This is a genomic window from Aeromonas sp. 602658, from assembly GCF_049173005.1.
Classification (GTDB): Bacteria; Pseudomonadota; Gammaproteobacteria; order Enterobacterales; family Aeromonadaceae; genus Aeromonas; species Aeromonas veronii_A.
In genome coordinates, this window is record NZ_JAAKRF010000042.1 from 1 (window position 1) to 24,819 (window position 24,819).

The window sequence follows — 24,819 nt, forward strand, 5'->3', positions numbered from 1 at the left end:
TGGCGTACACTTCGCCGAACCGCTTATCGATACCTCTTAATTCGATGGCATAGCGATCTGTCTGGTCCATGATGCAGCCCTGCGTTTCATGAAATAAGACTAAAAACCGGCCCGTGCGGGCCGGTGGTGCGTTGAGAGTCGTAGCAACTATCTAATTAGTATTTGCAGGTGTTATCGCTCATGTAGTCATGAACCTTGACCTTGCCAGCGATGATTTCGGCCTTGATGGCATCCACCTTGGCTTTCATTTCCGGGGTGATCAGCTTCTCGTTGTCCTTGTCGAGCGCCCAATCCACACCGCCTTCGGCCAGACCCAGGTTCTTGATACCCGGCTTCCACTCGCCTTTGGCAGCGTCATCCCAGGTCTGGTAAGCGGCCAGACCCACAGACTTGACCATGGAGGTCAGCATGGTGCCCGGTTGCAGGTGGTTCTGGTTGGAGTCCACCCCGATGGCGAACTTGCCGCTGTCCTTGGCTGCCTGATAGACACCGATACCGGTACCGCCAGCTGCGGCGTAAACCACGTCAGCACCTTTGGCGAACTGGGACTTGGCCAGCTCGGCACCTTTGGCCGGGTCAGCAAACGCGGCCGGGGTAGAGCCCGCCATGTTCTGGAACACTTCGATCTTCGGATTGACGAACTTGGCACCCTGCTCGTAGCCGCACTGGAATTTGCGGATCAGCGGGATATCCATGCCGCCCACGAAGCCGACCTTGCCGCTCTTGGAAGCGATGGCAGCCAGTGCGCCCACCAGGAAGGAACCTTCATGCTCCTTGAAGATGACGGACTGGACGTTCGGCTTGTCGACCACCATGTCGATGATGGTGAACTGGGTTTTCGGGAATTCGGTCGCAACCTTCTCTACCGCAGAACCCATATTGAAACCGACCGCCACGATCGGGCCGTTGCCACGGCTGGCCAGACGACGCAGACCCTGCTCGCGCTGGGCTTCGTTCTGGGGTTCAAACTCTTTGACCTTGACGCCCTTGTCCTTGTTGTAGAGCTCGACGCCGTTACGGAACACGGCTTCGTTGAATGATTTGTCATACTTGCCCGCGGTGTCATAAATGACGGCTGGCTCGGAAGCAGCCTGAGCAGAGAGAGCAGCGAGAGTGAGGGAGGCCACGGTGGCCAGCTTGAGCACTTTAGTCACGATCGTATCCTTGATTGTTATTAAGTGAGGGAACTTGCTTGCCTGTCAGAGTAGGCTATCTAGCACGCAGGCTTACTCTAAGTCAGCCCCGATGCGGGTCAAGCAAATGATAAGGGAAAAACGTTTGCGTTAACGGTTTGAATTCTAAGCAAATAACCTTATAAGCAGTTGTTTTTTAGCTACTTTTCAGTTTTTTATGCTAACAACCAAAAGACCCAAACGACATTTCTCTTATTGTTCAGCAAGTTACTGTAAACCGTTTTCCCCTGTTATTCATCCAGCCCCCCGGCAAGCCCGTGATCCGGCTCGCAAAATCCCCACAAACCGCGTGAGCAAGGATTGGCTACAGCTGGAAACCTCCCCGTCCAGTTCTCTCTGCGCCAGCCAAAATTGGCCGCACCGGCGCCCCTGCAAGCCCCCATCTCGCCCCTCCCCCCGAGTTTGGATTTGGTCTGGCAGGGGGGATGGCCGTATAATCCCCGCCTGTATAAATAAACAGGAGTGGTGATGGACGTTTCAACCCTGCTCGACGGGCTCAACGACAAGCAAAGAGATGCCGTTGCGGCGCCCCGCAGCAACCTGCTGGTGCTGGCCGGTGCCGGTTCGGGCAAGACCCGGGTGCTGGTGCACCGTATCGCCTGGCTGATGCAGGTGGAACGCTGTTCACCCTTCTCCATCATCGCGGTCACCTTTACCAACAAGGCGGCGGCCGAGATGCGCGGCCGGGTCGAGAAGGTGATCGGCGACGGCGTGCGCGGCATGTGGATCGGCACCTTCCACGGTATCGCCCACCGCCTGCTGCGGGCCCACCATCTGGATGCGGGCTTGCCGCAGGATTTCCAGATCCTCGACTCAGACGACCAGTACCGGCTGATCCGCCGGGTGCTCAAGGCGCTCAATCTGGACGAGAAGCACTGGGCCCCGCGCGCCGTGATGGGCTACATCAACGGCAAGAAAGATGAAGGCTTGCGCCCCGGCGACATCGACCTCTACGGCGACCCCGTCACCCGCACCTATCAGCAGATCTACAAGACCTATCAGGAGACCTGTGATCGCTCCGGTCTGGTGGACTTCGCCGAGCTGCTGCTGCGCGCCCACGAACTGTGGCTCAACAAGCCGCACATCCTCGAGCACTACCGCGACCGCTTCCAGAACATCCTGGTGGACGAGTTTCAGGATACCAACGGCATCCAGTACGCCTGGCTGCGAATGCTGGCGGGCAACAGCGGCAAGGTGATGATCGTCGGCGATGATGACCAGTCCATCTACGGCTGGCGCGGCGCCAAAATCGAGAACATCCAGCGCTTCCTGACCGACTATCAGGGCGCCGAGACCATCCGCCTCGAACAGAACTACCGCTCCACCGCCAATATCCTCAAAGCGGCCAACAGCGTCATCGCCAACAACGCCGAGCGCCTTGGCAAGGAGCTGTGGACCGAAGGGGCCGAGGGCGAGCCGATTTCCCTCTACGCCGCCTTCAACGAGGTGGACGAAGCGCGCTTCGTGGTCGGCCGCCTCAAGGATTGGAAGGAAAAGGGCGGCCTGCTGGCCGACTGCGCCATCCTCTATCGCTCCAACGCCCAGTCACGGGTGCTGGAAGAAGCGCTGATGCAGGACGCCATGCCCTACCGCATCTACGGCGGCCTGCGCTTCTTCGAGCGCCAGGAAATCAAGGACGCCATGGCCTACCTGCGGCTTATCAACAACCGTGGTGACGACGCCAGCTTCGAGCGGGTGGTCAACACCCCGACCCGTGGCATCGGCGATCGCACCCTCGAGATCCTGCGCGGCAACGCCCGCGATCAGGGGCTCAACCTGTGGCAATCGGCCAAGGCGCTGCTCAACGACAAGGTGCTGACCGGTCGCGCCGGTAACGCGGTGCGCGGCTTTGTCGATCTGATCGACGCGCTGGAGGAGCAGGTCTCCCTGCTGCCGCTGCACCAGCAGGCGGATATCGCCATCCAGAACTCCGGCCTCAAGGCGATGTATCTGGCGGAAAAAGGCGAGAAATCCCAGGCGCGGGTAGAGAACCTGGATGAACTGGTCACCGCCTGCCGCCAGTACCAGCGCCCGGACGAGCTGGAAGATATGAGCGATCTCTCCGCCTTCCTCGCCCACGCGGCGCTGGAATCCGGCGAGAATCAGGCGGACGAATATGCCGACGCGGTGCAGCTGATGACATTGCACAGCGCCAAGGGGCTGGAGTTCCCGCTGGTGCTGCTGGTCGGCGTCGAAGAAGGCATGTTCCCCAGCCAGCAATCGACCGAGGAGTCGGGCCGGCTGGAGGAGGAGCGCCGCCTCTGTTACGTCGGCATGACCCGCGCCATGGAGAAGCTCTACATCTGTTATGCCGAGAGCCGCCGCATCTACGGCCGCGAGATGTTCCACAAACCGAGCCGCTTTATCCGCGAGATGCCCGCCGAGTGTCTGGAAGAGATCCGGCTGCGCACTCAGGTCAGCCGCCCCACCCAGTACGGCCGCTTTAGCCAGAACGAGGTGCAGCAGAGCTTCGACGCCAGCGGCATCAAGCTCGGCCAGCGGGTGCTCCATCCGAAATTCGGCGAAGGGGTGGTACTCAACTTCGAAGGGGTCGGCCAGCAGAGCCGGGTGCAGATCCAGTTCGACGACGTCGGCGCCAAGTGGCTGGTGACGGCGTATGCCAGATTGGAAGCACTCTGATTTTTCCCGCTCTTGATGCAACCAACCCGGCTTAGGCCGGGTTGATTTTTATATTGCCTATCGCGACAACTTTAAATACGCGATCGTCCGAATACGCTTCGCTATTCGAACCTACGATATTGTAAATACACTTTACCATTCATGCCATTTTACAGATTGATGGCAAGTCTTTTCTAATTTTGATGACCACTGCTTTTGTAATTCTCGTTGAAGTTCAACTTTCTTTTTATAGCTCCCATTTGGAGATGGAGCCCTATTACTAGGTGGTGGTGGAACAACAAGATTGATAGTCTTTATTTCTGATTTGGGCAGTGCAGATGGCATTTTTGTTTTGTCATCCCAAATAAAAATATAACTTGATGTTGCACCAATAACTGAGAGGCATGGAATTAACTTTTTATTTGTCTCTATGCTGTATCTTGCTGAAAAACCATTTTTCACTTCTTCCGCATCAATTTTTGATGAAAAAGATAAAAACATAGGTGAGCTTAAGAGACCAAAAAATACAAAAGCAATAATTATTATTGGCAATATCTCACAAGATTTATAGAGGTTGTCGTCTGTCGTAACTTCATTCTTTACAGTGGTTGTCAAGAAACTATAAAGAGAAACCGGAATAGCGGTTAAAGAAAGTGATATCAAAAATAGCTTTATTATTACACCTTGGTGTAAAGCCATTTGATATATATCAGACATTCCACCGAAAATGAAAAAATCAAAACCAAAGTAAGAAGTGTAAATTGTGACCATGAAGTAGCATTCTGCTGTAAAAACAATCACACTGAAAGTCGATATTGCAATGCTGTGGTTTTGATAAAAAAGCATGGTATTTTTTATTGCTAATACAAATTTTTTTATAAAATTGACAATCATTTTATTCCCCAATGGCTCTCGACTTCATGTCCATATTAAATATGTCAAAGCCAGTTTATCCCAGTGCCATAGGTTCGAATAGACCGTAGGTTCGATTAGCGAAGCGTAATCGGACGATCGCGTAAGACGTTCGCATTATCGGTCGCTTACAACGGAACAACCCTTTTAGGGTTCACTCCAATCCCCCCGATGCCCCATCCACCGACCCGCACCAATCCGGCGGATAGACGCCGTTCGCCACGTAACGATGGAAGGTGGAATATGGCCAATCGGCCACCCGGGTAACATGACCATGTTTGAGCGGGTTGATATGGACGTAATCCATATGGTGGCGGTAATCCTGCTCATCCCGGATCAGGTGTTCCCAATAATGACGTTGCCAGATGCCCCGCTCCCCGTGGCGTAACCGGGTCTGGCTGCGCCGCTCATTGACCGGCAAGGCGCGGGAAAAGTGACTTTTGATCAGCCGCCAACGCAGGGGGAAATCGGTGTCCCCCTCCGGTAAAGAGAGAATGCAGTGGAGATGGTCGGGCAACACCACCCATGCGTGAATGGCGAAGGGGTGAGCCTGTTGCACCTTGGCAACGCTGTGGCGCAGCAGGTCGATCTGCTCCACCAGCAACCGGTTGTTGCGCCGCTCCAGCAGGTTGACGGTAAAGAACCAGGTTCCTCCGGGCCACCATGCCCGCCGCCAATTGGCCATCCTTTTCCCCTCGTTGAGACCGAAAAGCCAAGCATAGTCTTGCCTCACGTCGATCTGCTTGCGGGCTGTGATGGTGCGGATATTCCATTACGCGATCGTCCGATTACGCTTCGCTAATCGAACCTACATGATGACTCAAAGCGGCTTGCAGCGATGCGTTAGAAGAGTAGGCAAAACAGGTAGGGGGAACTCAGAAATCCGGCCGCCAGATGGGCGCGGCGGCCGGGTGAATTGTAAAGAGTAGGGTGACAGGGAAATGGATCAGCCTAGTCTAATCAACTCGATGGGGGCGTAGCGCTCACCGGAGTTTGCCAGCAGCACACACTTCTCATGCTCCGCCTGATAGGGGGTCATATTATCGGTGTGGGCCTCTTTCAGAAAATCGACTGCGCCAGTGGCGGCAATCATCACGCGCTGACCCTGGTTCAGCACATTGCGGTTACGGTCATAGATCTTCATTTCATTCTCCTTTTCTTGTGTCCTGGCGAATGCGCGGGCGCCTGTCCAGGACAACGGCATTCAGCCTACGCCCCTGAAAAAAGGTGATTTATGTCACAGATCAAAAAAGGGGTGATAAGGGACTCGCAGGCTCAAAAAGCGAGCATGGCCCCTTGGCCAACGGCTGTCGCACGCAGTGGTGCTGCCCTGCCCTTTTCGTCGCGGCAGGCTCGAACCCGGCAGAGGTTGGGGTATATTGGTGGCCGATTAGCCAGTCTCATTCACCGTGACCGCGCAAGCGGGCCGCTGTTTCAACAAGATGGAGAGTGCTCATGAATCGCGATATCACCGCCCAGTTCATCAAGATGCTGACCAATCTGGATCACTGTCTGGCCAAGGCCGAGGCTCACGCTGCGGCGAAACAGTTCAACGTGGAGAACTTCTTCGGCGAGCGGCTGATCGTCGATATGTTGCCGCTGTCCAAGCAGGTGCTGATCTGCTGCGATTCGGCCCGCGCCGTGGTCGCCACCGCCAGCCACAGCGAACTGCCAGCCATGGGGGATGACCCCAAGACCATGGCGGATCTGCGCGCCCATATCGGCAAGACTATCAGCTATCTGCAAGGCAAGCTGGAGGCGGACTACAGCCAGTACGCCAGCGGCCGTTACGTGCCCCACTGGGCGGGCGGCAAGGGGATGGATGGCCATACCTGCGTCCACGAGTACGGCATTCCCAACTTCTACTTCCACCTCACCATGGCCTACGCCCTGCTGCGCCGCGCCGGGGTCGATCTCGGCAAGCGTGACTATCTGGGCGGGCTCAACCTGCAATAAACGCTGCACACCACAGGCGGCAAACAGATAGCAAAAGCCTGCCACGCGGCAGGCTTTTTTATATCGGGTGGTGCTGGGCTGGTGCGCAGAAGGGCTGCGCCCTAGAAGGGGCCGTTGTTCTCGCGCAGCTTGTCGGGCAGGCCATCGTGCTCCCCCAGCTCGCGCTCGGGCACATCATCCCAGTGCAGCTTGCCAAGGGTGATATTGCGCTCGGGATGCACGGCGTAGTGGATGCGGTTATCTTCCCGATCGGTATCGCCAATGCAGAGCAGCCGGACAGTCTCTTCGGTGTTGTTGATAAAGGCGTGGGCCAGCCCGTCACCGGCCTTGAAACCGACCGAATCGCCCGGTTGCAGCCGATAGAGCACGCCATCGAGCCAGACATCCGGCGTCCCTTCCAGCACGTGAACAAACTCGTCTTCGGTCTTTTCGGCATGGGGCCAGCTGGTGCGATGGCCGGGTTCGACAATCTCGTGGTGAATGCCGATGCGGCTAAAGCCGAAGTGCTTGCCGAGGGCGCAGCCGCGAGAAAGGGGCTCCTGACTGCCGGAGTAGTAGCGCGGCGTCGGCTCTTGCAGCTCGCGCCAGTGTTTGATGCAGGGGTGGCGATTCATAGCGGTTCCTTTTCCATGAGGATGCAGTCACGGGAAGGGTCATCCTAACTGCCAGAATGCGGGCGAGAAAAGCAGAAATCGGTCAGCCCCCTTCGCAGCAGATGGTGAAAAGACGGACTCGGCTGCGGGTCAATTCCCATCCTGCAAGGGCTGTACGGCCATGCCAGCGGCAGCGGTGCGGACAAAAATGGAGACAAAAGAGGGAGCCACTGGCTCCCTCTCTCGATCTGTCTGCACCCGTTTTCTGAGGCTGATTTTCCGCTCTTATTTCCCAAGATTGTCCGCCAGCTGTTTGGCGCGGCTGGCCGCCCACTGGTCGATCATCCTCTCCATCTCCTCGGCGGTGATGGGCTCATCCTTGTGGGTGGTATCCGTGCTCTCACGGGCATCCATCACCCGCACCAGCAGCTTGCCGCTCTGGGAGTCGAGCAACTGGGCCATGCTGCCCACCTTGAGCAGATAGGGCTCCTTGCCGATCACTTCGCGGGTGACGTTGATGGCGATCTTGGCCGGCAGCAGGTCACGCAGCTTGGGGTCGGGGCGGGTCAGGTCGAAGTTGGTGACGGCGGCCTGGATCCGCATCACTTTCGGGCCGGGGGCAGTGGCGATCTTGACGCCCTGCTTGATCAGCTCGCTCTGGAACTTGTCGTGGTAATAGCGGCCAATCTGGTTCTGTTCGTTGGCGGTCAGCAGATACCACTGACCGTTCTCCTGCCGGATAAACTGCAGCGGATCGAGCAGCACCTCATTGTATTGGCGCAGGTCAACGCCCGGCTCCTTGTAGACACGCTGATTGGGGTTGCTCTCGCTCTGCTGGAAGGCTGTCAGCGGGATCGCCTGCAAGCTGTGGGATACCTGATTCTTGACGGCGCAGCCACCCAGCAGGGCCGCAGCCACGGCAACCATCACGACCTTTTTCATATTTGCTCCTGCATTTTACTGTTTGTTTTTGCTGTGGATTTCGCACCACATGGCTGGAGAACCCGTGCCGGATGCCGCCAATGTCACAGAGAAATAACCTATTCATCACCTTCCCACAAGCAACAGATCAGGATTGTTCAGCTCACATCCAAGTTGTCACAATTGCGGTGCTTTTATACAGGGTCAGCCAGGGTATGAACGGCAATCTGGCGAGGGTTCGGTTGTTTAATCCGGCTAAATGGGGCTGCGTTAATCGCTCAGTTTTTTCAAACGATGGGGGCCAACGAGCGGCGTGAGTTGAACGGGGAAATGCCCAGGAACGGGCGATGACCGATCATCAGCCATCTTGCGCAAACTTGCCTGCCGCCGAAGAAGCGGCAGGCTCATTCATCAGTTATCGAGATCCCAGGGGCACTGCTTGACCAGCCCCTCTTTGCCGCTGGCGACGATCGCCTGCTGCACCATCCGTTTGTAGCGATTCTTGATATGGGCGGGCAACGCGGGCACCAGCAGCCGCTCGTCAAACTCCGGCAGCGGGCGATCCGGCAGCACCGCCTGCTCCTGTGGGCTGAGGGGCGGCCGGGAGGCCATATTGCTGGCCGAGATGGTGGGCGTGCCCACCAGCATCTGGCGTTGCAGCGGCGCGCTCAGCAGAAAATCCACCAGCAGGTAGGCGGCCTTGAGCCGTGCGGGATCATCCCCGACATGGCGGGCGATGGAGATCGCATCGAGGGCATAGATGGCCCCCTCCTGCACCATGGCGATCCGCCACTGCTGCTCGTTCTGCTTGTTGCACTCCACCAGCTCCAGCCCCCAGGTGGTGGCAAAGGTCTGCTGGCGCAGATCCTCGCAGCGGTTGGCCTGATTGAACCAGAAGCCGCGACTGGCTCGCAGCCGCAGCGAGAGCTGCTGCTCCACCTCTTGCTGCAAGGTCTTGTCGGCCAGCATCTCGCCGCTGGCAAACAGAGCGGGCGACTTGCCAAGCGAGAGCAGCACCGAAAAGAGCAGTGGCTCGAACTGGTCGCAGAACTCGGCAAACTGGCCCGGCGGCGAGCTGTTGGCGAGCACCTGCCAACTGGTGGGCGCTTGCGGCACCTGCTTGCTGTCATAGGCGAGGCTGAACATGGCGTAGGAGAAGGGCACCGAGTAGTTGCGCTCCCCCTGCTTGTCATACTCGGTGTTCTTGAGGGCGGGCTTCACCTCGGGGTAGTGCTGCAGGCGACTGAAATCGATGGGGAGCAGCAGCTTGAACAGCGGCTGGTGATGGGCCTTGTAGAAGTAGCTGGTCGGCAGCACCACATCGGCGCTGCGGGTGCGCAGGGCGCGGTAGACGCTGTCGAAATCGGTCAGCAGCGGCTCGATCCGGCTGACCGTCGCTTCCACCCCATGGGCTTTGGCGTAGTCGGCAAACTGTTGTTCATAACCCGCTGGCAGATAGCCCCACTCCAGCAATTTGAGCTGAACCGGGGCCGCCAGCGCCGGGGTCATCCCCAGCAACCAGCAAAGAGGCAGTAGACGCATGGCCGGGCACTCCTGACAGGCAAACCTTGTTGGAGTATAGGCCCATGCGCCGACTCGTCAGGCCACCAGCTCGGCCCCCATGCTCGCCAGAATGGAGAGGCTGACCACCGCAAACAGCACGCCGGTCACCAGATTGAGCGGTCGCTGCACCCGCAGCAGCAGGCGCTGGGCACGATCGGTGGAGAGGCTCCACGCCAGCAGCCCGAACCAGCAGAGGGAGATAATGAAGAGCTCGCCCACCAGCAGGCTGCGGGTCATCCCATCCACCTCTGGCGTCACCATGGCGGCCAACAGACCGATAAAGAACACCAGCGCCTTGGGGTTGAGCAGATTGGTGGCAAGGCCAGTGCGCACGCCCCTGCCCCAGCCGCGCAGCTCGTTGGCGGCGCTCTGCATCACGGTACTGCACTGCTGGCGAGCCGCCATCAGGGCGCCCCACCCCAACCAGCCCAGATAGAGGGCGCCGCAGCACTTGATCACCATAAACAGCAGCGGGTGACTGGCGATCAGCATGCTGATCCCGGTCAGGCTCAGGGTGGCATGTACCATGATCGCCAGCGAGATGCCCAGCGCCGCGCCAAGAGCGGTCGGCCTGTGCAGGCTGGTACGCAGGATCAGGGCGAAATCGGGGCCGGGGCTGGCCAGTGCAATCAAGTGCATCAGGCCGAGGGTAACAAACAGACTGGTCAGCATAATAACTCTCGCTTTAACGACGGAGAGCCAGCATGGCGGATCAGCGGGGGGCGCGGCTTGTAAAAGATTGCATCTGGGCACGAAATTCGGCGGGCGTCAGACCGAATGCCTGGCGAAAGCCGTGGTGGAAGTGACTCTGATCGAAGAAACCGACCGCCAGCGCCACCTCGCTCACCGCCATGCCGCTCGCCAGCAGCCGCTTGCCCTGCTCCAGCCGCAGCCGTTTCAGCCAGGCGTAGGGGGTCATGCCGCTACGCTTCTTGAACTGGCGCAGGAAGGCGAAACGGTCGAGCCCGAGCAGCCCCGCCAACTCTTCCAGCGAGTGGGGCTCGTCGAGGGCAGCCATCAGGTAGTCGCGCAGGAATCGCAACTGGGGATCGGCAAGCTGGTGTACCTCGGGGGCCAGATGCAGCAGCTCCCCCAGCAGGGCGAGCAGCTGGCTCTCGATCAGCAGGCCATCGGCCTTGGGGTTGTCGAGATAGCCGTGCAGCTGGGCAAAGCCCTGATAGAGGTCGGGGCGGCTCTGCAATCCCTTGTCGAAGAAGGGTTCAGGCTGCTCCGGCAGCCAGAGCGTCAGCTGCTGCGGATCGATGGCAAAGACCCGCACCTCATACCCTTCCGGCAACAGGCTGAGGCCGTCGTGCACCTCATCCGGGTTGACGGTAGAGAGCACCCCGCGCACCAGATGGTGGCTGTTCCCCTTGTGGATAAACTTCTGGCCACCCCGCTGCACCAGCCCGATATGGTAGTCGAGATGGACATGGCGGCCGTAGCTGAACGCCCTGTGGTGGGAGTGTGACAGCTCGACCCCCGGCAGGTGCGGGGATTGCCAGTAGCGGATAAGGGAATCGGTGGTATTCATGGGTTATAGATACACCGCAAACAAGCTGAAAGCTTGTAGATTATTGCATTCCGGCTATGCCCTTGCAGCTGGTGCAATGGCCACCAAAGCAGGTCGGCTACGCCACCAGCGATAACCGGCAACCACAACCCGCTTATTGAGCTACGGAAAAAGCAAAGGGAGGCATTACGCCTCCCTTCGACTGATCACACAACCCAGTTACTTGGGTTGCAGCTTCATCTCCTGCAAATACTCCTGCACCTGCTGCTTGTAGTCCGCCTGATAGGAGAACTTGGTGCTGTCGCTCGCCGCAATCAGGTTCACAGCGGTGCAGAACAGGGTGGCTGCCAGCAGCCCCTTGCCAACCCACTGAGGATGGTTGCGGCTCCAGCTAACCAGCAACAGCAGGATCGGGAACAGGGCATAGGGGAATATCAGCATCAGGTGCCAATAGTTAAAGATGATGGGCGAGAGCGCCGCACTCACCAGCACAGCCAATACGGCCGCCAGCGCATAGAGGCCGAGCCAGCTCGTGCCGTCCACTGATGCACGGTCGCTGCGCAGCAGACGCGGCTTGAGATCCCGCCACAGTTGCCAGTTGGCCTTGGCCGCCAGCAACACGGTGGCAGAGCCCACCCCGTAGATCACCACCCGCCACAGCCAGACTGCTGTCATCTGCAAATATTCATGACCCACCAGCCAGATGAACTGGGTGTCGTTGACCAGCTTGCTGGCAAACAGCCAGGAGCCGTAACGCAGCCAGTAGATCACCGATTTCAGCACCGGATAGACATGCACCAGCCCCCATCCGATATAGCGCTGACGCGCTTCGGGATCGACGTTCTGGGTGATATGGCTGTTGCTCATCACTTCCATGGCGTAAGGGATCAGGGAGGCACCGATCAGCAGGGCAGCGACCACCACCCCGCTCCAGCTCACCTTGAGGATTCGGCGCCAGAAGAGGTAGGTGGAGATCACAGCCAGCAACGGCCAGGAGTAGTGCAACTGCATCGCCATACCGATAGCCAGCAGATGAACAATCATGTGCCAGAAGGAGGCCCGCTCGCGCATATGCCAAGCCGACCAGCAGTGCATGGCCGAGAAGAGGAAGAGATAGGAGGGGTTGTAGAGCAAACTCTCGTACTGGAACCAGGGGTTAAGCCAGCAGAGCACCAGAAACAGCAACCGCGCATTGCCCTTCGATACGGGGTCAACAAACACCTGGCGGATAACCGCATCAAATAGCAGAAAACCGACCAACCGCATCACCAGCAGCAACACCATGGGGGCATAGGGAGAATCCCACAGTAGCAGCGGCCCACCAATCAGCCAGGCCGACAAGCTCCCCGGCACATTGCCCACCGCACTCGCCGCATTGCCATAGCTGAGCCAGACCCCCTCATAGGCTCCAAGGTAACCCTTGTAAAGCATCTGGGTCTGATCGCCGGTGAGGAGTTGGTGATCGGAAAACAGCCAGGAGAGCAGCAGCCCGGCAAATATACAGGCCGCGAATAATGCGTTATGGTAGCGCCCACTAAGACCAATCATTGATCCACACCTATTGAAAAAATTGCTAACGACTTTAACAGTTGCCACCTGATTTTGCTCGTTTACGATTCACATTTTTAGTAGATTTACCAGTCAGTTATGAGACCCGCGGAGCAGTTATGACCCCACCAGTTAAAAAGTTTTTATTCATTGTTGAAGACTTGTATGGTGGTGGTGCGGAAAAGGTTCTGCTCAATACCGCATCCTTGCTAAAAGATGCAGGTGTCGATGTTACCTTGTTTACCTTGCGGGAAAAAATAGACCATACGCTACCTGACAACATTCACCCGATTAATCTTGGCATTGTCACAAAGCTGACTAAAGCCATATCCAATGTTGCGGTTGAAAAAATACAAGCATCTCTGATCTTGAAAAAAGTCAAAGAGATCTCACCTGACGTAATTATCTCATGCTCATGTGACAAAATTACCAGACACCTGCCTGATACACTGAATATTTATTACTGGATCCACGGAAATGTCACCGGCTTTGCCAAAGACAATGCCAAAGGATATGAAAAATTCAAGCGTTTCTATAATGGCAAGAAACTGATCTGCGTATCTCGAGGCATCGCGGACGACATTTTGCACAATGTAAGAGCCACACCAAAATCGTGTCAGGTTATCTACAATCCGTTTGATATCGAGAAAATTCAGGCGTTGGCCGATGAGCCTTTCAACAAGCCATTTGAAAAGTATTTCATCCATGTCGGCACTTTCGAAGAACGAAAACGCCACGATCGTCTCTTGCAGGCATATCAGCTAAGCGGCGTTGCTACGCCACTCGTTCTGATGGGCAAAGGGGAGCGACGCCCTCACATTGAAGCCATGATCGAGGAGATGAACCTTGCCAACAAGGTGAAGATCATCGACTTTCAGAAGAACCCCTACCCCTATATCAAAGCCGCTCAGGCGCTCATCCTGACATCCGATGCTGAAGGGCTGCCAACAGTGCTTATTGAAGCACTCATCTGCCATACCCCGGTGATCAGCGTGGATTGCCCGTCTGGGCCGGCTGAAATATTGGCAACACCACTCGATAAATTTCTAATCCCGATGGAAGATATCAGTAGGCTGGCCATGGCAATTACAAGCGTGGATCGAAGAAGAACCCTCGTTAATTCAAACTATTATCAACCTTTTTCCAGTGAAAGTGTGACCAAAGAATTTATGTCTTTATGAAAAAGAGTTGGGGAAAACCCCAACTCTCTATAGATAATCAGCCGCCCATTTTTTAAATACTTTTTTAAATTCAGCAACATTTATAAAGTTTACGTCTTGTTGTGCAGACCTAGTCTCTGCGTAGATAACACTTGAGCGAGGATTATTAGGATGCCACTCCACATTTTCTGGCATCCCGAAATTATCATTGTAAATACCAAGAACCGGTTTATTCAAACCGGTTGCTATATGCACTGTAGCAGTATCTACAGACACCATAGCGGCACAATGCCTTGCCTGTGCAAATAGCGCAGCCAGAGATGGCCTCTCATGATCAATAACAACCCTTGCTGGGTCACAAACATGAGATAAAACCCGTTCAACGTCCCTCTCACGCCCAGGTGGATACAATAGACAAATGTTGTAATTTGATGAATCAAGCATCGTGTTGATTAACTCTATGGTTTTCTCAACACTGAAACAACGGGATGCCCCACTGCCATATGGATTGAAACACAACGTTTTATTACTTGGCCACCAAGAGCCAACCCTATCTTCATAATCTTCGATATAAGGCACAATATAGCTAGTATCTGGGTTAACAACCCCCATATGCTCCAACAGTACCTTAAATTTTGTCGAAAAGTGCATCCCTGCCGTTTTTTGACCCAGCTTGAGATTAATACAATCAAGCTCATCATCAACCCCGGCCACATTTTTGCTGCCAACTTTAGAAATAAAATAAAGATCTTTCATCTTCATTTTTTGGCTAAAATGCACAAGATAGTCCACATTACCCAACTCTTTGGATAATTTTTTTAGCTGCATATAGCCAGCTCTCTTTGGTATTTCAAAAACGCAGTCAAAATTAAAGAAATCGCTGAACAGCGGGGCCATTGTGGAGGTTGTGATAACGTAAACCTTCCTATTTGGAAATTTATTTTTAATCTCCCTTGCCACCCAAGAGGAAACTATTGCATCACCAAGCTTCGCATCCCATCGGACAAAAACAGTGGCACCATTTGATGACGAAATCGCCGATGGGCTACGATCAAATAGCAGGATACCTAGCTTACGGCGAAGTATATCCCTCCAAAACTGCAAGGATTTAATCACAATCACCACCTCCATTATTTTTCTATATGCTGACCATAATTCCTGTCATCAATAGTAGACTGAAATAGGCCCACATCCAGACAGCAGGGCTCAACGCCAGCTGCACTCAATTTATTCCACTGCAAGCGGCCAGTAAGATAATCCGCAGGCATTCTAACTGGGTAAGCATGCTGTAAAAGTTGACGAGCACCATTTAAGGATAAAATATATCCCGCTGTGGATATAATACCTCTATTTGATTTTTTACTAGGCCGACAATATCTTGCCAAGCGGTATCCCTCAGGCAACTTTCGCGTCCAAGGCAATTTCTTTGCCTTCCCATGATGGATAAATATTATATCCGAAGACATTTTCTGTAATGCCACATTAATGATACTTTTGAAATGCATATGAAGATATATGTCATCTTCTAATATAATGGCTTTTTCTATTTTCTTACTCACCATCATCTCATATAATTTAATATGGCTTAGTGCACAACCAACCTCCCCCAAGCTTAGTGAATGGCCACAAAGTTGCTCTGCCAAATTAATATCAACATTAGCCAGGTCCGCATCGCTTAGCTGTTTTCCATCTACAGCGTCCCAAAATGTAAAAGATAATCCCAAGTGAGCCATTTGCTTTTCAATAGCTAAGCGCCGATCATGGCTGCGCAATAAACTAATAACAAAAATAGGAATCATCTAACACCTCTATTATCTTGATTCTGGAGCCAGATAAATAATAACCCCAATGTGTAGAGAAACAATATGTTTTGATGCTCAAAAGGAACATCACTCAAACCAACAATGGCTAAAGAAAGTGGTAGTAACACTGCAATTGAAGTTACACCCCAGAGCTTTGCAGCCCACCATATGGGAAATCCCAAAAATAATAAAATCGCTACACCACCAACAGCACCACGAATAATCAAGTTTTGCATATATTGATTGTGAGAATGAGCTAAAGACGGATGTAGTAATAAAGGAGAGCTAACTCCAGATGCGACTAATGATTTTTTTATGGCATCAAATCCATCCGTACCCACCCCAAAAATGGGAGCGGAGAGAAAACCTTGCCACGCCCCTTGCCAGGCTACCAGACGCAGCCCCCAAGAGGTTCCATAAGAACCTAACTCTGCGTTCTTGAGATCAGAAATACTGGCCTGAACCCGTGCTTGCAACACATTGCTGTGGTGGTAAAACGCAGTGCTGCCACTCAACAACATAATAAAAAAGATGAAATATTTGAGCGGCTTATTTATCGATTTGATAAGCACAATCAACCCAATAACGGCTATAAATGCCAGCCAAACACCACGGCTCTGCGAAGCATAGAGACTGTAAAGAGCCATCAAAATAGACAACAATGCCGCCCCTTTCTCCCATCTTGGGAGATATATCTCTTTGCATAATCCCCAAGCCAATAAAGCAATAACCAAAGATGCCTGTGAAAATAGAATTGCATTGGTAAATCCATCAACCCTAGACGCCCCTTGATATTGCTGCCATAGGCTTATACACCCCATACTAATCCCACCGATAATGATGGCGTATTGGCTAATTTTTATAACAATTTCTTTTCTAGGAACCAAAAAACCAAATAAAACGACATACACCAGACTACGCATCACACCATACTGATCACCATGTATAATACGGTTAATAAAAATGAATCCGGCATATCCAAGAAATAGCCATAATATGCGACGATCTTTTAACCCTATATCCCATTTTCTCCATATGATAAGATTAATGAATCCGATCACGATAGAGATCACCAATAAATTAGCAAGAATACTCTTTCCATTTGGCAATAGAAAAAGACCACAAAAAGTAAATGCTAATGTTGTGGAAAATAATATAGTGGTCAGGCGTGCGAACAAGACGCTTATGGCAGATGACATTGATTACTTCCTGAATACATAATTCCCGCGGATCTTTCGCCACAACCCGAATACATCAGTACGGGGGAAGATAGCAATCCGGCGGATCTGGTAGGAGTCCTGGTGCATAGCTTTGGGACCACTGTTGGTAGCAACCGCAAAACGATACCCTGCGGCGATGGCCTGCTCCTTGGCACTCTCGTTCATATCTCCGTAAGGGTAGGCAAACGAGAGCAACGGATGGCCAAGCAGGGCCTCCAGTTGGCGTTTATTCTCCTGAATTTCATGGGCTTGTTGTTCGGGTGTGAGCTTGCTCAAACGGGGGTGAGTCAGAGTATGACCACCAATTTCCACATGACCGCTGGCAGCCAGCGCCTTGACCTGCTCACCACTCATCAATGAAACCTTGGTATCCGGATTGGTCGGATGCTCCACATCCCAACGGTTATAGCCTTCACCGGTAACCACGTACACCACGGCTTTATAACCATATTTTTCCAGCAGCGGCAGCATGCGGGTCAGGTTGTCCTGATATCCGTCATCGGCAGTGATCATCAGGTACTTCTTGCCGTATTGCAGACGGTGGATAAAGCCTTTGTCCGCCAAATCGCGGAAAGTCAGGGTTTCGTAGCCTAGCCACTTCATCAGTCGCAGATGCTTCTCGAACATGGCGATCGGCATCCAGGTGCCATGCACTCCTTTCTCGCTATCCTGCTCGATAAAGCGGTGGTACATGATGATCGGCATCTCCCGGCGCAGGGTTTCCACCACCGCATCTTGATAGATGGACTCCAGCCCGGAGACGACCCCCTGCAAGCCATACTCATCCTGAATGCGCTGACGAATGGCTTCCGGCACCGTATTGCTGGCCAGGGCGGATTCGATATCGCCCTGCAGGGCCGCAAAATCAATGGCCAGATCCTTGGGACCGATATCACCAAAGTTGCTGGCCAGCGCCTCATCCAGATTCTGCTCAGTCACCAGACCAATGGCCCTGGCTTCGCCAATGGCAAAGGCGGGCCGACCGCAGAGCAGTGCTTCCATCGCGACCCGACCGGCACCAATTACAAGATCACAACCTGCGAGCAAGGCAGGCACATCATCGACATAACCGACAAACTCGGCGCGTCCTTCGAAACGGGCAAAGCGCTCCGGCACCTTGGTACCGCTGACAATCCGCACCCGACAGGTATCCAGGTCGAGCACTTCATCGAGTAGACGGTAGCAAAGCTCCCCTTTGGGGCCGCTCAAACGGCCAATGATGGCGATCACCGGCTTTGGGTTGTCCGGCGCTGGCACAGGCTGGAATTTGTCGGTTTCGATACCGTTGCGCAGCACCTGCACTATCGCGGGATCCACTCCCAGAGTGTCGACTATCTGATGGGCAATATCCTCACAAACGGCAACCGCCCTAAGCCCAAGGGCATGGAATGCCTTGCGGGACGCGTGCACCGGCTGGCGACCATGAACCGTGGTGATCATCGGGGTGCCAGTCAACTTGCAGGCCACATAGCTGCTCCAGCCGGAGGCGCGGGAGTGAGCATGCACCAACTGGATATGGTGCTTCTTGATGAGGTAGATGAGGTAGAAGACGTGCCAGAAGCGGCGCAGAATGCTGCGCTTGTTGAATCTCAGCTTGAAGACGGGGCCAAGCGTCGGCTTGGTCAGGGTATCTGACACATAAAAGACGTTGTGACCACGCCGGGTCAGTTCGTTACCGACCGTGGTGGCATAGACCTCAGCTCCCGTTACCTCGAGCTGGGAGAGTGCCATCAATATATTCACCCTAGACCTCCGTCAACAAGACTCGAATGAGGAGAGCAACTGGAAGGATGTTTGCTCTCCCCATCTAATAATTGCTCGATCTGCCTCATACTCTCTCGGAGATTGAAAATCTTGGCTCGCTCCTTCGATAAGGAACTATATGTTGATAGCATTTTTTGATTATCAATCATTTTTCGTATTGCCAATGCAAGCGCATTTGCATCCCCGACAGGAACGAGAACACCATATTTCCCGCCATCGAGAGCTTCATTAGGCCCAGTACAATTTGTCGATACAATGGCCTTCCCCAACGCCATTGCTTCTACGAGTACAACTGGGTAACCCTCATAATGTGAGGACATAACGAATAGATCGCCATCAGCAAGATATGGATATGGATTTTCCTTGAATCCAAGTAATTTAGTACTATCACCAATATTATTAATATTGATAAATGACTCTAACCCAGCTCTATCATCACCTTCTCCCAAAATAGTAAGGTGATATTTAACCCCTGCATCAATATTTATTTTATGAGCAGCCAGTAATATGTCGAATCCTTTTTGGGCATTGCATAGCCGTCCAATAGCAATAACTTTTATTTGCCCCTCACTCGTAATAGGCTCATGACTTTTCCGCATTATGCCTTCTATATCAACAGGATTATACACTACTTGAGTATATGGTTTTACTTCAGGATACAATTTCAATAATGCATTCTGTGCACCTTTAGAGACACAGACAATGTTATCCATTTTTTTATAAACGGTACGCTCAACTTTTCTGGAAAGAATTTGATGGCACAACAAGTCTATATGGACCCATGCTATCTTTCGAACAACAGAATTCAGGTGCGATAACAACAGAGAGCTATTCCCTTCCAAAAATGCGATACCAACATCATATCGTTCATTAAATACGATATTTGCTAACCACTTGCTATTTAGAACGAAATTCCACCAGCGTTTTTTAATAGAGAAAAAAATTCTACGCTGAAACAACCCCGATGGTTCGGTCGGCAACAGAAATTCTACTTTTACATTTTTAGGAACTTGAGATAAATATACACCCTCACGCCTTAATAACAGCAGCGTAATAGCGTATTTACTAAAATCCAAACGCTTAAGCGTTTCAATAAGGACCTTTTCGGCGCCTCCTCCGCCCAATGTTTCCATTATAAATAAAACTTTTTTCTTCATGCTAACCACATAGGAAATAATGAAAAAGCCGCCTCATTGGCGGCCATTCCGCAAAAGCGAATAATCAGGCCCGGTTGAGCCAAGCCATGTAATCCGCTACCCCTTCGGCAACGGTTTTGAACTCGGCGTCATAACCCACGCTGCGCAGCTTGGTCATGTCAGCCTGGGTAAAGCTCTGGTAGCGACCCTTGAGGTGATCCGGGAAGGGGATGTATTCGATAGAACCCTTCTGATGATGCTTGATCACCGCTTCGGCCACGTTCTGGAATGGCTCGGCACGGCCGGTACCGCAGTTGAAGATGCCGGAATGCTGCGGGTTCTGCCAGAACCAGAGGTTTACCTTGCAGACGTCGTCAATATAGATGAAGTCACGCATCTGACCACCGTTCGGGAAGCCATCGCAACCTTCGAACAGCTTGGGATTCTCGCCCTTCTTCACCTGGGTATTGAGGTGGAAGGCGACGGAAGCCATGGAGCCTTTGTGCTGCTCGCGCGGGCCGTAGACGTTGAAGTACTTGAGGCCAACGACCTGAGAGTTGATCTCCGGCATCCAGCGGCGCACGTACTGGTCAAACAGCTGCTTGGAGTAGCCGTAGACGTTGAGCGGCTGTTCAAACTTGGGATCTTCGATGAAGTTGTCGTTGCGGCCACCGTAGGTCGCGGCAGAAGAGGCATAAATGAACGGGATTTCACGCTCGATGCAGTAGTGGAACAGATCCTTGGAGTACTCGTAGTTGACCTCCATGATGAACTTGCCGTTCCATTCGGTGGTAGCAGAGCAGGCGCCTTCGTGGAAGATCACCTCGATGCCGTTGTCCCACTCTTCAAACTCGTCACCGGAGACGATGCGCGCCTGAAACTCGTCTTTGTCCATGTAGTCAGCGATGGTCAGATCGACCAGGTTGACGAACTTGGTGCCGTCGGTCAGGTCATCAATGACCACGATATCGGTCCGTCCTTGAGCGTTCAGCTGCTTGACCAGATTGCTGCCGATAAAGCCAGCACCGCCAGTTACTACGATCATGGAGTTTGCCTCTCGTACGTTGATGGCTACATGTGACTGCTTGTTAAAGCTGTGTATAGTGAGCCAATTTGAAATTGCCGAAAAGTTTATCACGGGCCGTCCGGGGATTCGACCTTGTTCAAAACTGCCCCGAGCGGAACCTGTTGGAGGAATGAGTGATGAAAACCAGAGACAGGATCATTCACAGCGCGACCGAGCTGTTCAACGATCAGGGTGAACGCAACATCACCACCAACCATATTGCGGCGCACATGGGTATCAGCCCGGGCAACCTCTACTACCACTTCCGCAATAAAGAAGACATCATTCACTCCATCTTCGACCAGTATGCCCGTCACCTGAGCGAGAGCTTCGTGCCGACCCGCAACCGTGAAATCACCCTGCAGGATCTGATGGGCTATCTCGATGCCATCTTCTATCTGATGTGGCAGTTCCGCTTCTTCTACGCCAATCTGCCGGACATCCTGAGCCGTGACGAGCCGCTGCAACAGAAGTACCTCAAGGCCCAGGAGCAGATGCGTTCTTCCGTGGTCGCGCTGCTCAGAAGCCTGCGCGAAGGGGGCATCATAGATGTCAGCGATGAAGACCTGCCGGACCTGGGCCAGACCATCAAGATGGTGGTGACCTGCTGGATCCCCTTCCAGATTGCCCAGGCCCCCAACACCCGCATCACCAAACCGCTGCTCTATCAGGGCGTGTTGAAGGTGCTGTTCCTGCTGCGCCCCTATGTGCAACCCCAGGTGGCCGGACAGATCCAGCAGCTGGAGCAACACTACCGTCAGCTGGCCCAACCAGCTGGGTGAGATCTGTTTCACATTTGTTGAATATCAGCACAATTATTTGAATTTACCGCAACAGATTGCAGTAAAATGTCGCCCTCTGTTGATACGCAGCTGAAATAGCCAATAAGGATCGAGGATGTCTAACGGATTCTATCGTCACCTGACCGAGCAACTGAACCAGGTGCAAGCTGAAGGGTTGTACAAGCAGGAGCGCATCATCACCTCCGCCCAGCAGGCCAGCATCGCCGTCGGCGGTGAGCAGGTACTGAACTTCTGTGCCAACAACTATCTGGGATTGGCCAACCACCCGGATCTGATCGCCGCCGCCCATCAGGGACTCGACAGCCACGGCTTCGGCATGGCCTCGGTGCGCTTCATCTGTGGCACCCAGGATCAGCACAAAGCGCTGGAGCAGAAGATGTCTGCCTTCCTCGGCACCGAAGATACCATCCTCTACTCCTCCTGTTTCGATGCCAACGGCGGTCTTTTTGAGACCCTGTTCGGCGCCGAAGATGCCATCATCTCCGATGCCCTCAACCACGCCTCCATCATCGACGGCGTGCGGCTGTGCAAGGCCAAGCGTTATCGCTACGCCAACAACGACATGGCCGAACTGGAAGCCCAGCTCAAGCAGGCTGATACCGACGGCGCCCGCTTCAAGCTGATCGCCACCGACGGTGTCTTCTCCATGGATGGCGTCATCGCCGACCTCAAATCCATCTGCGATCTGGCCGACAAATACGATGCGCTGGTGATGGTGGATGACTCCCACGCCGTCGGCTTTATCGGCGAGAATGGTCGTGGCACCCACGAATATTGCGGCGTGATGGATCGGGTCGACATCATCACCGGCACCCTGGGCAAGGCGCTCGGCGGCGCATCCGGCGGCTATACCTCCGGCAAGAAAGAGGTGATCGACTGGCTGCGTCAGCGCTCCCGCCCGTACCTCTTCTCCAACTCGCTGGCCCCCTCCATCGTTGCCGCTACCATCAAGGTGATCGATATGCTGGCCGAGGGTCACGACCTGCGCGCCCGCCTGAAAGAGAACAGCCGTTACTTCCGCGAGCGGATGAGCGCCGCTGGCTTCACTCTGGCTGGCGCCGACCACGCCATCATTCCGGTGATGCTGGGGGATGCCAAACTGGCCTCCGAAATGGCGAGCCGCATGCTGGCAGCCGGCATCTATGTGGTGGGCTTCTCCTTCCCGGTCGTGCCCAAGGGTCAGGCCCGCATTCGCACCCAGATGTCTGCCGCCCATACCCGCGAGCAGCTGGACAAGGCGATCGACGCCTTTATCCGCATCGGCCGTGAACTCGGCGTTATCTGATTTGAATCAAGGGGCTGCAGCCCCTTTTTTCTGCATTCATATTGAAGGAACAGCCATGAAAGCACTCTCCAAACTGCACAAAGAGGTCGGCATCTGGATGACGGATGTGCCCGCCCCCGAGCTCGGCCACAACGACCTGCTGATCAAGATCCGCAAAACCGCCATCTGCGGCACCGATATCCATATCTACAACTGGGACGAGTGGTCCCAGAAGACCATTCCGGTACCCATGGTGGTCGGCCATGAATATGTTGGGGAAGTGGTCGCCATCGGTCAGGAGGTGCGCGGCTTCGCCATCGGCGATCGGGTCTCCGGTGAAGGGCATATCACCTGCGGTCACTGCCGCAACTGCCGCGCCGGGCGCACTCACCTCTGCCGCAACACCATTGGCGTTGGCGTCAACCGCCCGGGCGCCTTTGCCGAGTATCTGGTGATCCCCGCATTCAACGCCTTCAAGCTGCCGGACAACATCCCGGACGAGCTGGCTGCCATCTTCGACCCGTTCGGCAATGCGGTGCACACCGCCCTCTCCTTCGATCTGGTGGGTGAAGATGTGCTCATCACCGGGGCAGGCCCCATCGGCATCATGGCCGCCGCCGTCTGCCGCCATGTGGGTGCGCGCCACGTGGTGATCACCGACGTCAACGAATACCGGCTGGAGCTGGCCCGCAAGATGGGCGCCACCCGCGCGGTCAACGTGGCCAAGGAGAAGCTGGCCGACGTGATGAGCGAGCTGGGCATGACCGAAGGCTTCGACGTGGGGCTGGAGATGTCCGGCGTCCCGAGCGCCTTCCAGGAGATGCTCGACAAGATGAACCACGGCGGCAAGATCGCCATGCTTGGCATCCCCCCCTCCACCATGGCCATCGACTGGAACAAGGTGATCTTCAAGGGGCTGTTTATCAAAGGGATCTATGGCCGCGAGATGTTCGAGACCTGGTACAAAATGGCCAGCCTGATCCAGTCCGGGCTGGATCTCTCCCCCATCATCACCCACAGATTCCACATCGACGAATTCCAGCAGGGGTTCGATGCGATGCGTTCCGGCCACTCCGGCAAGGTGATCCTGAGCTGGGACAAATAACTCATTTCACCCCTTGGGTACCCGAAACCCGGCGAATGCCGGGTTTCTTTTTATCTCCACCACCCAAATTGCCGTGATATCGCCCAAAACTTTGTACGCAGAGTGTTTAACACTTCACACACAAGCGTTTAAATGGCTGTAACTATTCGGTTATAATCCCGTCGTTTACATGGATAATAAAAGACTGCTGGGAGTATATGAGCGTGTTGAAAAAACTGAGCTATTTGCTGGCTGTCGGGATGACGGCCGCCAGCTTGTCTGGGGCAGTGCTTGCTGCCGATGAGATGTCACCGGAAGCCATTGCCGAGCGGATCAAACCAATCGGTCAGGTCTATACCGCCAAGGATCTGGAAGGTATTGCCGGCGCGAGTGCTGCACCGACTGCGGCCGCCTCTTCCGGTCCCCGCGATGGCGAAACGGTATACAAGGGCGCCTGCTTTGCCTGTCACGACACCGGCGCCGCTGGTGCCCCCAAACGGGGTGACAAGGCAGCCTGGGATCCTCGCATCGCCCAGGGCATTGATACTCTCAAGAAACATGCCATTGAAGGCTTTACCGGCAAGTCCGGCATGATGCCTCCGCGCGGCACCTGTGCGAACTGTAGTGATGAAGAGATTGAAAACGCCATCCACTACATGATCGACAAGCTGTAAGTATTTGAAAGGGCCGCAATTGCGGCCC

The 24,819-nt window shown here is 54.2% G+C and carries 23 protein-coding genes; 7 read left to right on the top strand and 16 right to left on the bottom strand.

Going from position 1 to position 24,819, the window contains the following annotated elements; all coding sequences use genetic code 11:
• Positions 1–155 precede the first annotated feature (155 nt).
• Entirely contained in the window at positions 156–1,154 is a 999-nt protein-coding gene (locus G5253_RS18745) for a BMP family lipoprotein (RefSeq protein ID WP_005340803.1), read from the bottom strand.
• A 507-nt stretch (positions 1,155–1,661) separates the two neighbouring features.
• Here G5253_RS18745 and uvrD point away from each other — a divergent pair.
• Positions 1,662–3,833, top strand: a complete 2,172-nt coding sequence (gene uvrD, locus G5253_RS18750) for a DNA helicase II (RefSeq protein WP_115521530.1) — start codon at positions 1,662–1,664, stop codon at positions 3,831–3,833.
• A 132-nt stretch (positions 3,834–3,965) separates the two neighbouring features.
• On the opposite strand, the gene G5253_RS18755 is transcribed toward uvrD, so the two are convergent.
• From G5253_RS18755 to ydfZ, 3 genes are all read right to left on the bottom strand, one after another.
• The gene (locus tag G5253_RS18755; RefSeq protein ID WP_266134939.1) at positions 3,966–4,706 is read right to left on the bottom strand and encodes a hypothetical protein; all 741 of its coding nucleotides are present in this window, start codon (positions 4,704–4,706) and stop codon (positions 3,966–3,968) included.
• A gap of 172 nt (positions 4,707–4,878) precedes the next feature.
• The gene (locus G5253_RS18760; RefSeq protein ID WP_266134938.1) at positions 4,879–5,409 is read right to left on the bottom strand and encodes an REP-associated tyrosine transposase; all 531 of its coding nucleotides are present in this window, start codon (positions 5,407–5,409) and stop codon (positions 4,879–4,881) included.
• Between the two features lie 261 nt (positions 5,410–5,670).
• The gene (gene ydfZ / locus G5253_RS18765; RefSeq protein WP_005357022.1) at positions 5,671–5,868 is read right to left on the bottom strand and encodes a putative selenium delivery protein YdfZ; all 198 of its coding nucleotides are present in this window, start codon (positions 5,866–5,868) and stop codon (positions 5,671–5,673) included.
• Between the two features lie 311 nt (positions 5,869–6,179).
• Here ydfZ and G5253_RS18770 point away from each other — a divergent pair, with 311 nt between their 5' ends.
• Positions 6,180–6,680: a DUF1993 domain-containing protein gene (locus G5253_RS18770; protein ID WP_069529798.1), complete on the top strand. Its 501-nt coding sequence runs from the start codon at positions 6,180–6,182 to the stop codon at positions 6,678–6,680.
• A gap of 101 nt (positions 6,681–6,781) precedes the next feature.
• Here the strand turns inward: G5253_RS18770 and G5253_RS18775 are convergent, their stop codons facing one another.
• The 6 genes from G5253_RS18775 to G5253_RS18800 form a co-directional block, all read right to left on the bottom strand.
• Positions 6,782–7,294, bottom strand: coding sequence for a cupin domain-containing protein (locus G5253_RS18775; protein ID WP_421204012.1), 513 nt, complete (start codon positions 7,292–7,294; stop codon positions 6,782–6,784).
• A 264-nt stretch (positions 7,295–7,558) separates the two neighbouring features.
• Positions 7,559–8,215 carry a DUF3313 domain-containing protein gene (locus G5253_RS18780; RefSeq protein WP_265061890.1) on the bottom strand — a complete coding sequence of 219 codons (657 nt, stop codon included), beginning with the start codon at positions 8,213–8,215 and terminating at the stop codon, positions 7,559–7,561.
• A gap of 390 nt (positions 8,216–8,605) precedes the next feature.
• Positions 8,606–9,736, bottom strand: a complete 1,131-nt coding sequence (locus G5253_RS18785) for an ABC transporter substrate-binding protein (protein ID WP_421204014.1) — start codon at positions 9,734–9,736, stop codon at positions 8,606–8,608.
• 57 nt (positions 9,737–9,793) lie between these two features.
• Positions 9,794–10,429 (bottom strand): LysE family translocator, encoded by a 636-nt coding sequence (locus G5253_RS18790; protein WP_421204016.1) that lies wholly within the window; start codon positions 10,427–10,429, stop codon positions 9,794–9,796.
• A gap of 40 nt (positions 10,430–10,469) precedes the next feature.
• Entirely contained in the window at positions 10,470–11,291 is an 822-nt protein-coding gene (locus G5253_RS18795; RefSeq protein ID WP_139477412.1) for a helix-turn-helix transcriptional regulator, read from the bottom strand.
• A 198-nt stretch (positions 11,292–11,489) separates the two neighbouring features.
• Positions 11,490–12,701: a 3-deoxy-D-manno-octulosonic acid transferase gene (locus G5253_RS18800; protein WP_323137689.1), complete on the bottom strand. Its 1,212-nt coding sequence runs from the start codon at positions 12,699–12,701 to the stop codon at positions 11,490–11,492.
• 236 nt (positions 12,702–12,937) lie between these two features.
• Here G5253_RS18800 and G5253_RS18805 point away from each other — a divergent pair, with 236 nt between their 5' ends.
• Positions 12,938–13,999 carry a glycosyltransferase gene (locus G5253_RS18805; protein ID WP_266134934.1) on the top strand — a complete coding sequence of 354 codons (1,062 nt, stop codon included), beginning with the start codon at positions 12,938–12,940 and terminating at the stop codon, positions 13,997–13,999.
• A 27-nt stretch (positions 14,000–14,026) separates the two neighbouring features.
• Here G5253_RS18805 and G5253_RS18810 read toward each other — a convergent pair whose 3' ends face one another.
• The 6 genes from G5253_RS18810 to rfaD form a co-directional block, all read right to left on the bottom strand.
• The gene (locus tag G5253_RS18810; protein WP_266134933.1) at positions 14,027–15,109 is read right to left on the bottom strand and encodes a glycosyltransferase family 9 protein; all 1,083 of its coding nucleotides are present in this window, start codon (positions 15,107–15,109) and stop codon (positions 14,027–14,029) included.
• Positions 15,109–15,777, bottom strand: a complete 669-nt coding sequence (locus tag G5253_RS18815; RefSeq protein ID WP_266134932.1) for a glycosyltransferase family 25 protein — start codon at positions 15,775–15,777, stop codon at positions 15,109–15,111. The genes G5253_RS18810 and G5253_RS18815 overlap by 1 nt, the downstream gene beginning before the upstream one ends.
• The gene (locus G5253_RS18820; protein ID WP_266134931.1) at positions 15,774–16,979 is read right to left on the bottom strand and encodes an O-antigen ligase family protein; all 1,206 of its coding nucleotides are present in this window, start codon (positions 16,977–16,979) and stop codon (positions 15,774–15,776) included. The genes G5253_RS18815 and G5253_RS18820 overlap by 4 nt, the downstream gene beginning before the upstream one ends.
• Positions 16,980–16,982: 3 nt before the next feature.
• Positions 16,983–18,743, bottom strand: a complete 1,761-nt coding sequence (locus G5253_RS18825) for a polysaccharide deacetylase family protein (RefSeq protein ID WP_266134930.1) — start codon at positions 18,741–18,743, stop codon at positions 16,983–16,985.
• Positions 18,740–19,921, bottom strand: coding sequence for a glycosyltransferase (locus tag G5253_RS18830; RefSeq protein WP_266134929.1), 1,182 nt, complete (start codon positions 19,919–19,921; stop codon positions 18,740–18,742). The genes G5253_RS18825 and G5253_RS18830 overlap by 4 nt, the downstream gene beginning before the upstream one ends.
• Positions 19,922–19,985: 64 nt before the next feature.
• Complete coding sequence (gene rfaD / locus G5253_RS18835; protein WP_040095010.1) at positions 19,986–20,945, bottom strand: ADP-glyceromanno-heptose 6-epimerase; 960 nt, start codon at positions 20,943–20,945, stop codon at positions 19,986–19,988.
• Between the two features lie 158 nt (positions 20,946–21,103).
• On the opposite strand from rfaD, the gene G5253_RS18840 reads away from it, so the two are divergent.
• The 4 genes from G5253_RS18840 to G5253_RS18855 all read left to right on the top strand — a co-directional run bounded on the left by G5253_RS18840 (position 21,104) and on the right by G5253_RS18855 (position 24,791).
• A complete protein-coding gene (locus G5253_RS18840) occupies positions 21,104–21,748 on the top strand; it encodes a TetR/AcrR family transcriptional regulator (RefSeq protein ID WP_005340848.1) in 645 nt (214 codons plus the stop codon).
• A gap of 115 nt (positions 21,749–21,863) precedes the next feature.
• Entirely contained in the window at positions 21,864–23,054 is a 1,191-nt protein-coding gene (locus G5253_RS18845; RefSeq protein WP_106844254.1) for a glycine C-acetyltransferase, read from the top strand.
• A gap of 55 nt (positions 23,055–23,109) precedes the next feature.
• Positions 23,110–24,138, top strand: a complete 1,029-nt coding sequence (gene tdh / locus G5253_RS18850; RefSeq protein ID WP_005340852.1) for an L-threonine 3-dehydrogenase — start codon at positions 23,110–23,112, stop codon at positions 24,136–24,138.
• Between the two features lie 197 nt (positions 24,139–24,335).
• Positions 24,336–24,791, top strand: a complete 456-nt coding sequence (locus tag G5253_RS18855; RefSeq protein ID WP_041234042.1) for a c-type cytochrome — start codon at positions 24,336–24,338, stop codon at positions 24,789–24,791.
• Positions 24,792–24,819: the final 28 nt, after the last annotated feature.

What these genes read in the sequence shown, in the direction of transcription:
- rfaD (WP_040095010.1), bottom strand. Translation starts at nt 20,945, where the DNA reads ATGATCGTAGTAACTGGCGGTGCTGGCTTTATCGGCAGCAATCTGGTC.
- uvrD (WP_115521530.1), top strand. Translation starts at nt 1,662, where the DNA reads ATGGACGTTTCAACCCTGCTCGACGGGCTCAACGACAAGCAAAGAGAT.
- G5253_RS18845 (WP_106844254.1), top strand. Translation starts at nt 21,864, where the DNA reads ATGTCTAACGGATTCTATCGTCACCTGACCGAGCAACTGAACCAGGTG.
- G5253_RS18795 (WP_139477412.1), bottom strand. Translation starts at nt 11,291, where the DNA reads ATGAATACCACCGATTCCCTTATCCGCTACTGGCAATCCCCGCACCTG.
- G5253_RS18780 (WP_265061890.1), bottom strand. Translation starts at nt 8,215, where the DNA reads ATGAAAAAGGTCGTGATGGTTGCCGTGGCTGCGGCCCTGCTGGGTGGC.
- G5253_RS18855 (WP_041234042.1), top strand. Translation starts at nt 24,336, where the DNA reads ATGAGCGTGTTGAAAAAACTGAGCTATTTGCTGGCTGTCGGGATGACG.
- G5253_RS18760 (WP_266134938.1), bottom strand. Translation starts at nt 5,409, where the DNA reads ATGGCCAATTGGCGGCGGGCATGGTGGCCCGGAGGAACCTGGTTCTTT.
- G5253_RS18800 (WP_323137689.1), bottom strand. Translation starts at nt 12,701, where the DNA reads ATGCTTTACAAGGGTTACCTTGGAGCCTATGAGGGGGTCTGGCTCAGC.
- G5253_RS18755 (WP_266134939.1), bottom strand. Translation starts at nt 4,706, where the DNA reads ATGATTGTCAATTTTATAAAAAAATTTGTATTAGCAATAAAAAATACC.
- tdh (WP_005340852.1), top strand. Translation starts at nt 23,110, where the DNA reads ATGAAAGCACTCTCCAAACTGCACAAAGAGGTCGGCATCTGGATGACG.
- G5253_RS18790 (WP_421204016.1), bottom strand. Translation starts at nt 10,429, where the DNA reads ATGCTGACCAGTCTGTTTGTTACCCTCGGCCTGATGCACTTGATTGCA.
- G5253_RS18785 (WP_421204014.1), bottom strand. Translation starts at nt 9,736, where the DNA reads ATGCGTCTACTGCCTCTTTGCTGGTTGCTGGGGATGACCCCGGCGCTG.
- G5253_RS18805 (WP_266134934.1), top strand. Translation starts at nt 12,938, where the DNA reads ATGACCCCACCAGTTAAAAAGTTTTTATTCATTGTTGAAGACTTGTAT.
- G5253_RS18840 (WP_005340848.1), top strand. Translation starts at nt 21,104, where the DNA reads ATGAAAACCAGAGACAGGATCATTCACAGCGCGACCGAGCTGTTCAAC.
- G5253_RS18815 (WP_266134932.1), bottom strand. Translation starts at nt 15,777, where the DNA reads ATGATTCCTATTTTTGTTATTAGTTTATTGCGCAGCCATGATCGGCGC.
- G5253_RS18770 (WP_069529798.1), top strand. Translation starts at nt 6,180, where the DNA reads ATGAATCGCGATATCACCGCCCAGTTCATCAAGATGCTGACCAATCTG.
- G5253_RS18810 (WP_266134933.1), bottom strand. Translation starts at nt 15,109, where the DNA reads ATGGAGGTGGTGATTGTGATTAAATCCTTGCAGTTTTGGAGGGATATA.
- G5253_RS18775 (WP_421204012.1), bottom strand. Translation starts at nt 7,294, where the DNA reads ATGAATCGCCACCCCTGCATCAAACACTGGCGCGAGCTGCAAGAGCCG.
- G5253_RS18820 (WP_266134931.1), bottom strand. Translation starts at nt 16,979, where the DNA reads ATGTCATCTGCCATAAGCGTCTTGTTCGCACGCCTGACCACTATATTA.
- ydfZ (WP_005357022.1), bottom strand. Translation starts at nt 5,868, where the DNA reads ATGAAGATCTATGACCGTAACCGCAATGTGCTGAACCAGGGTCAGCGC.
- G5253_RS18830 (WP_266134929.1), bottom strand. Translation starts at nt 19,921, where the DNA reads ATGAAGAAAAAAGTTTTATTTATAATGGAAACATTGGGCGGAGGAGGC.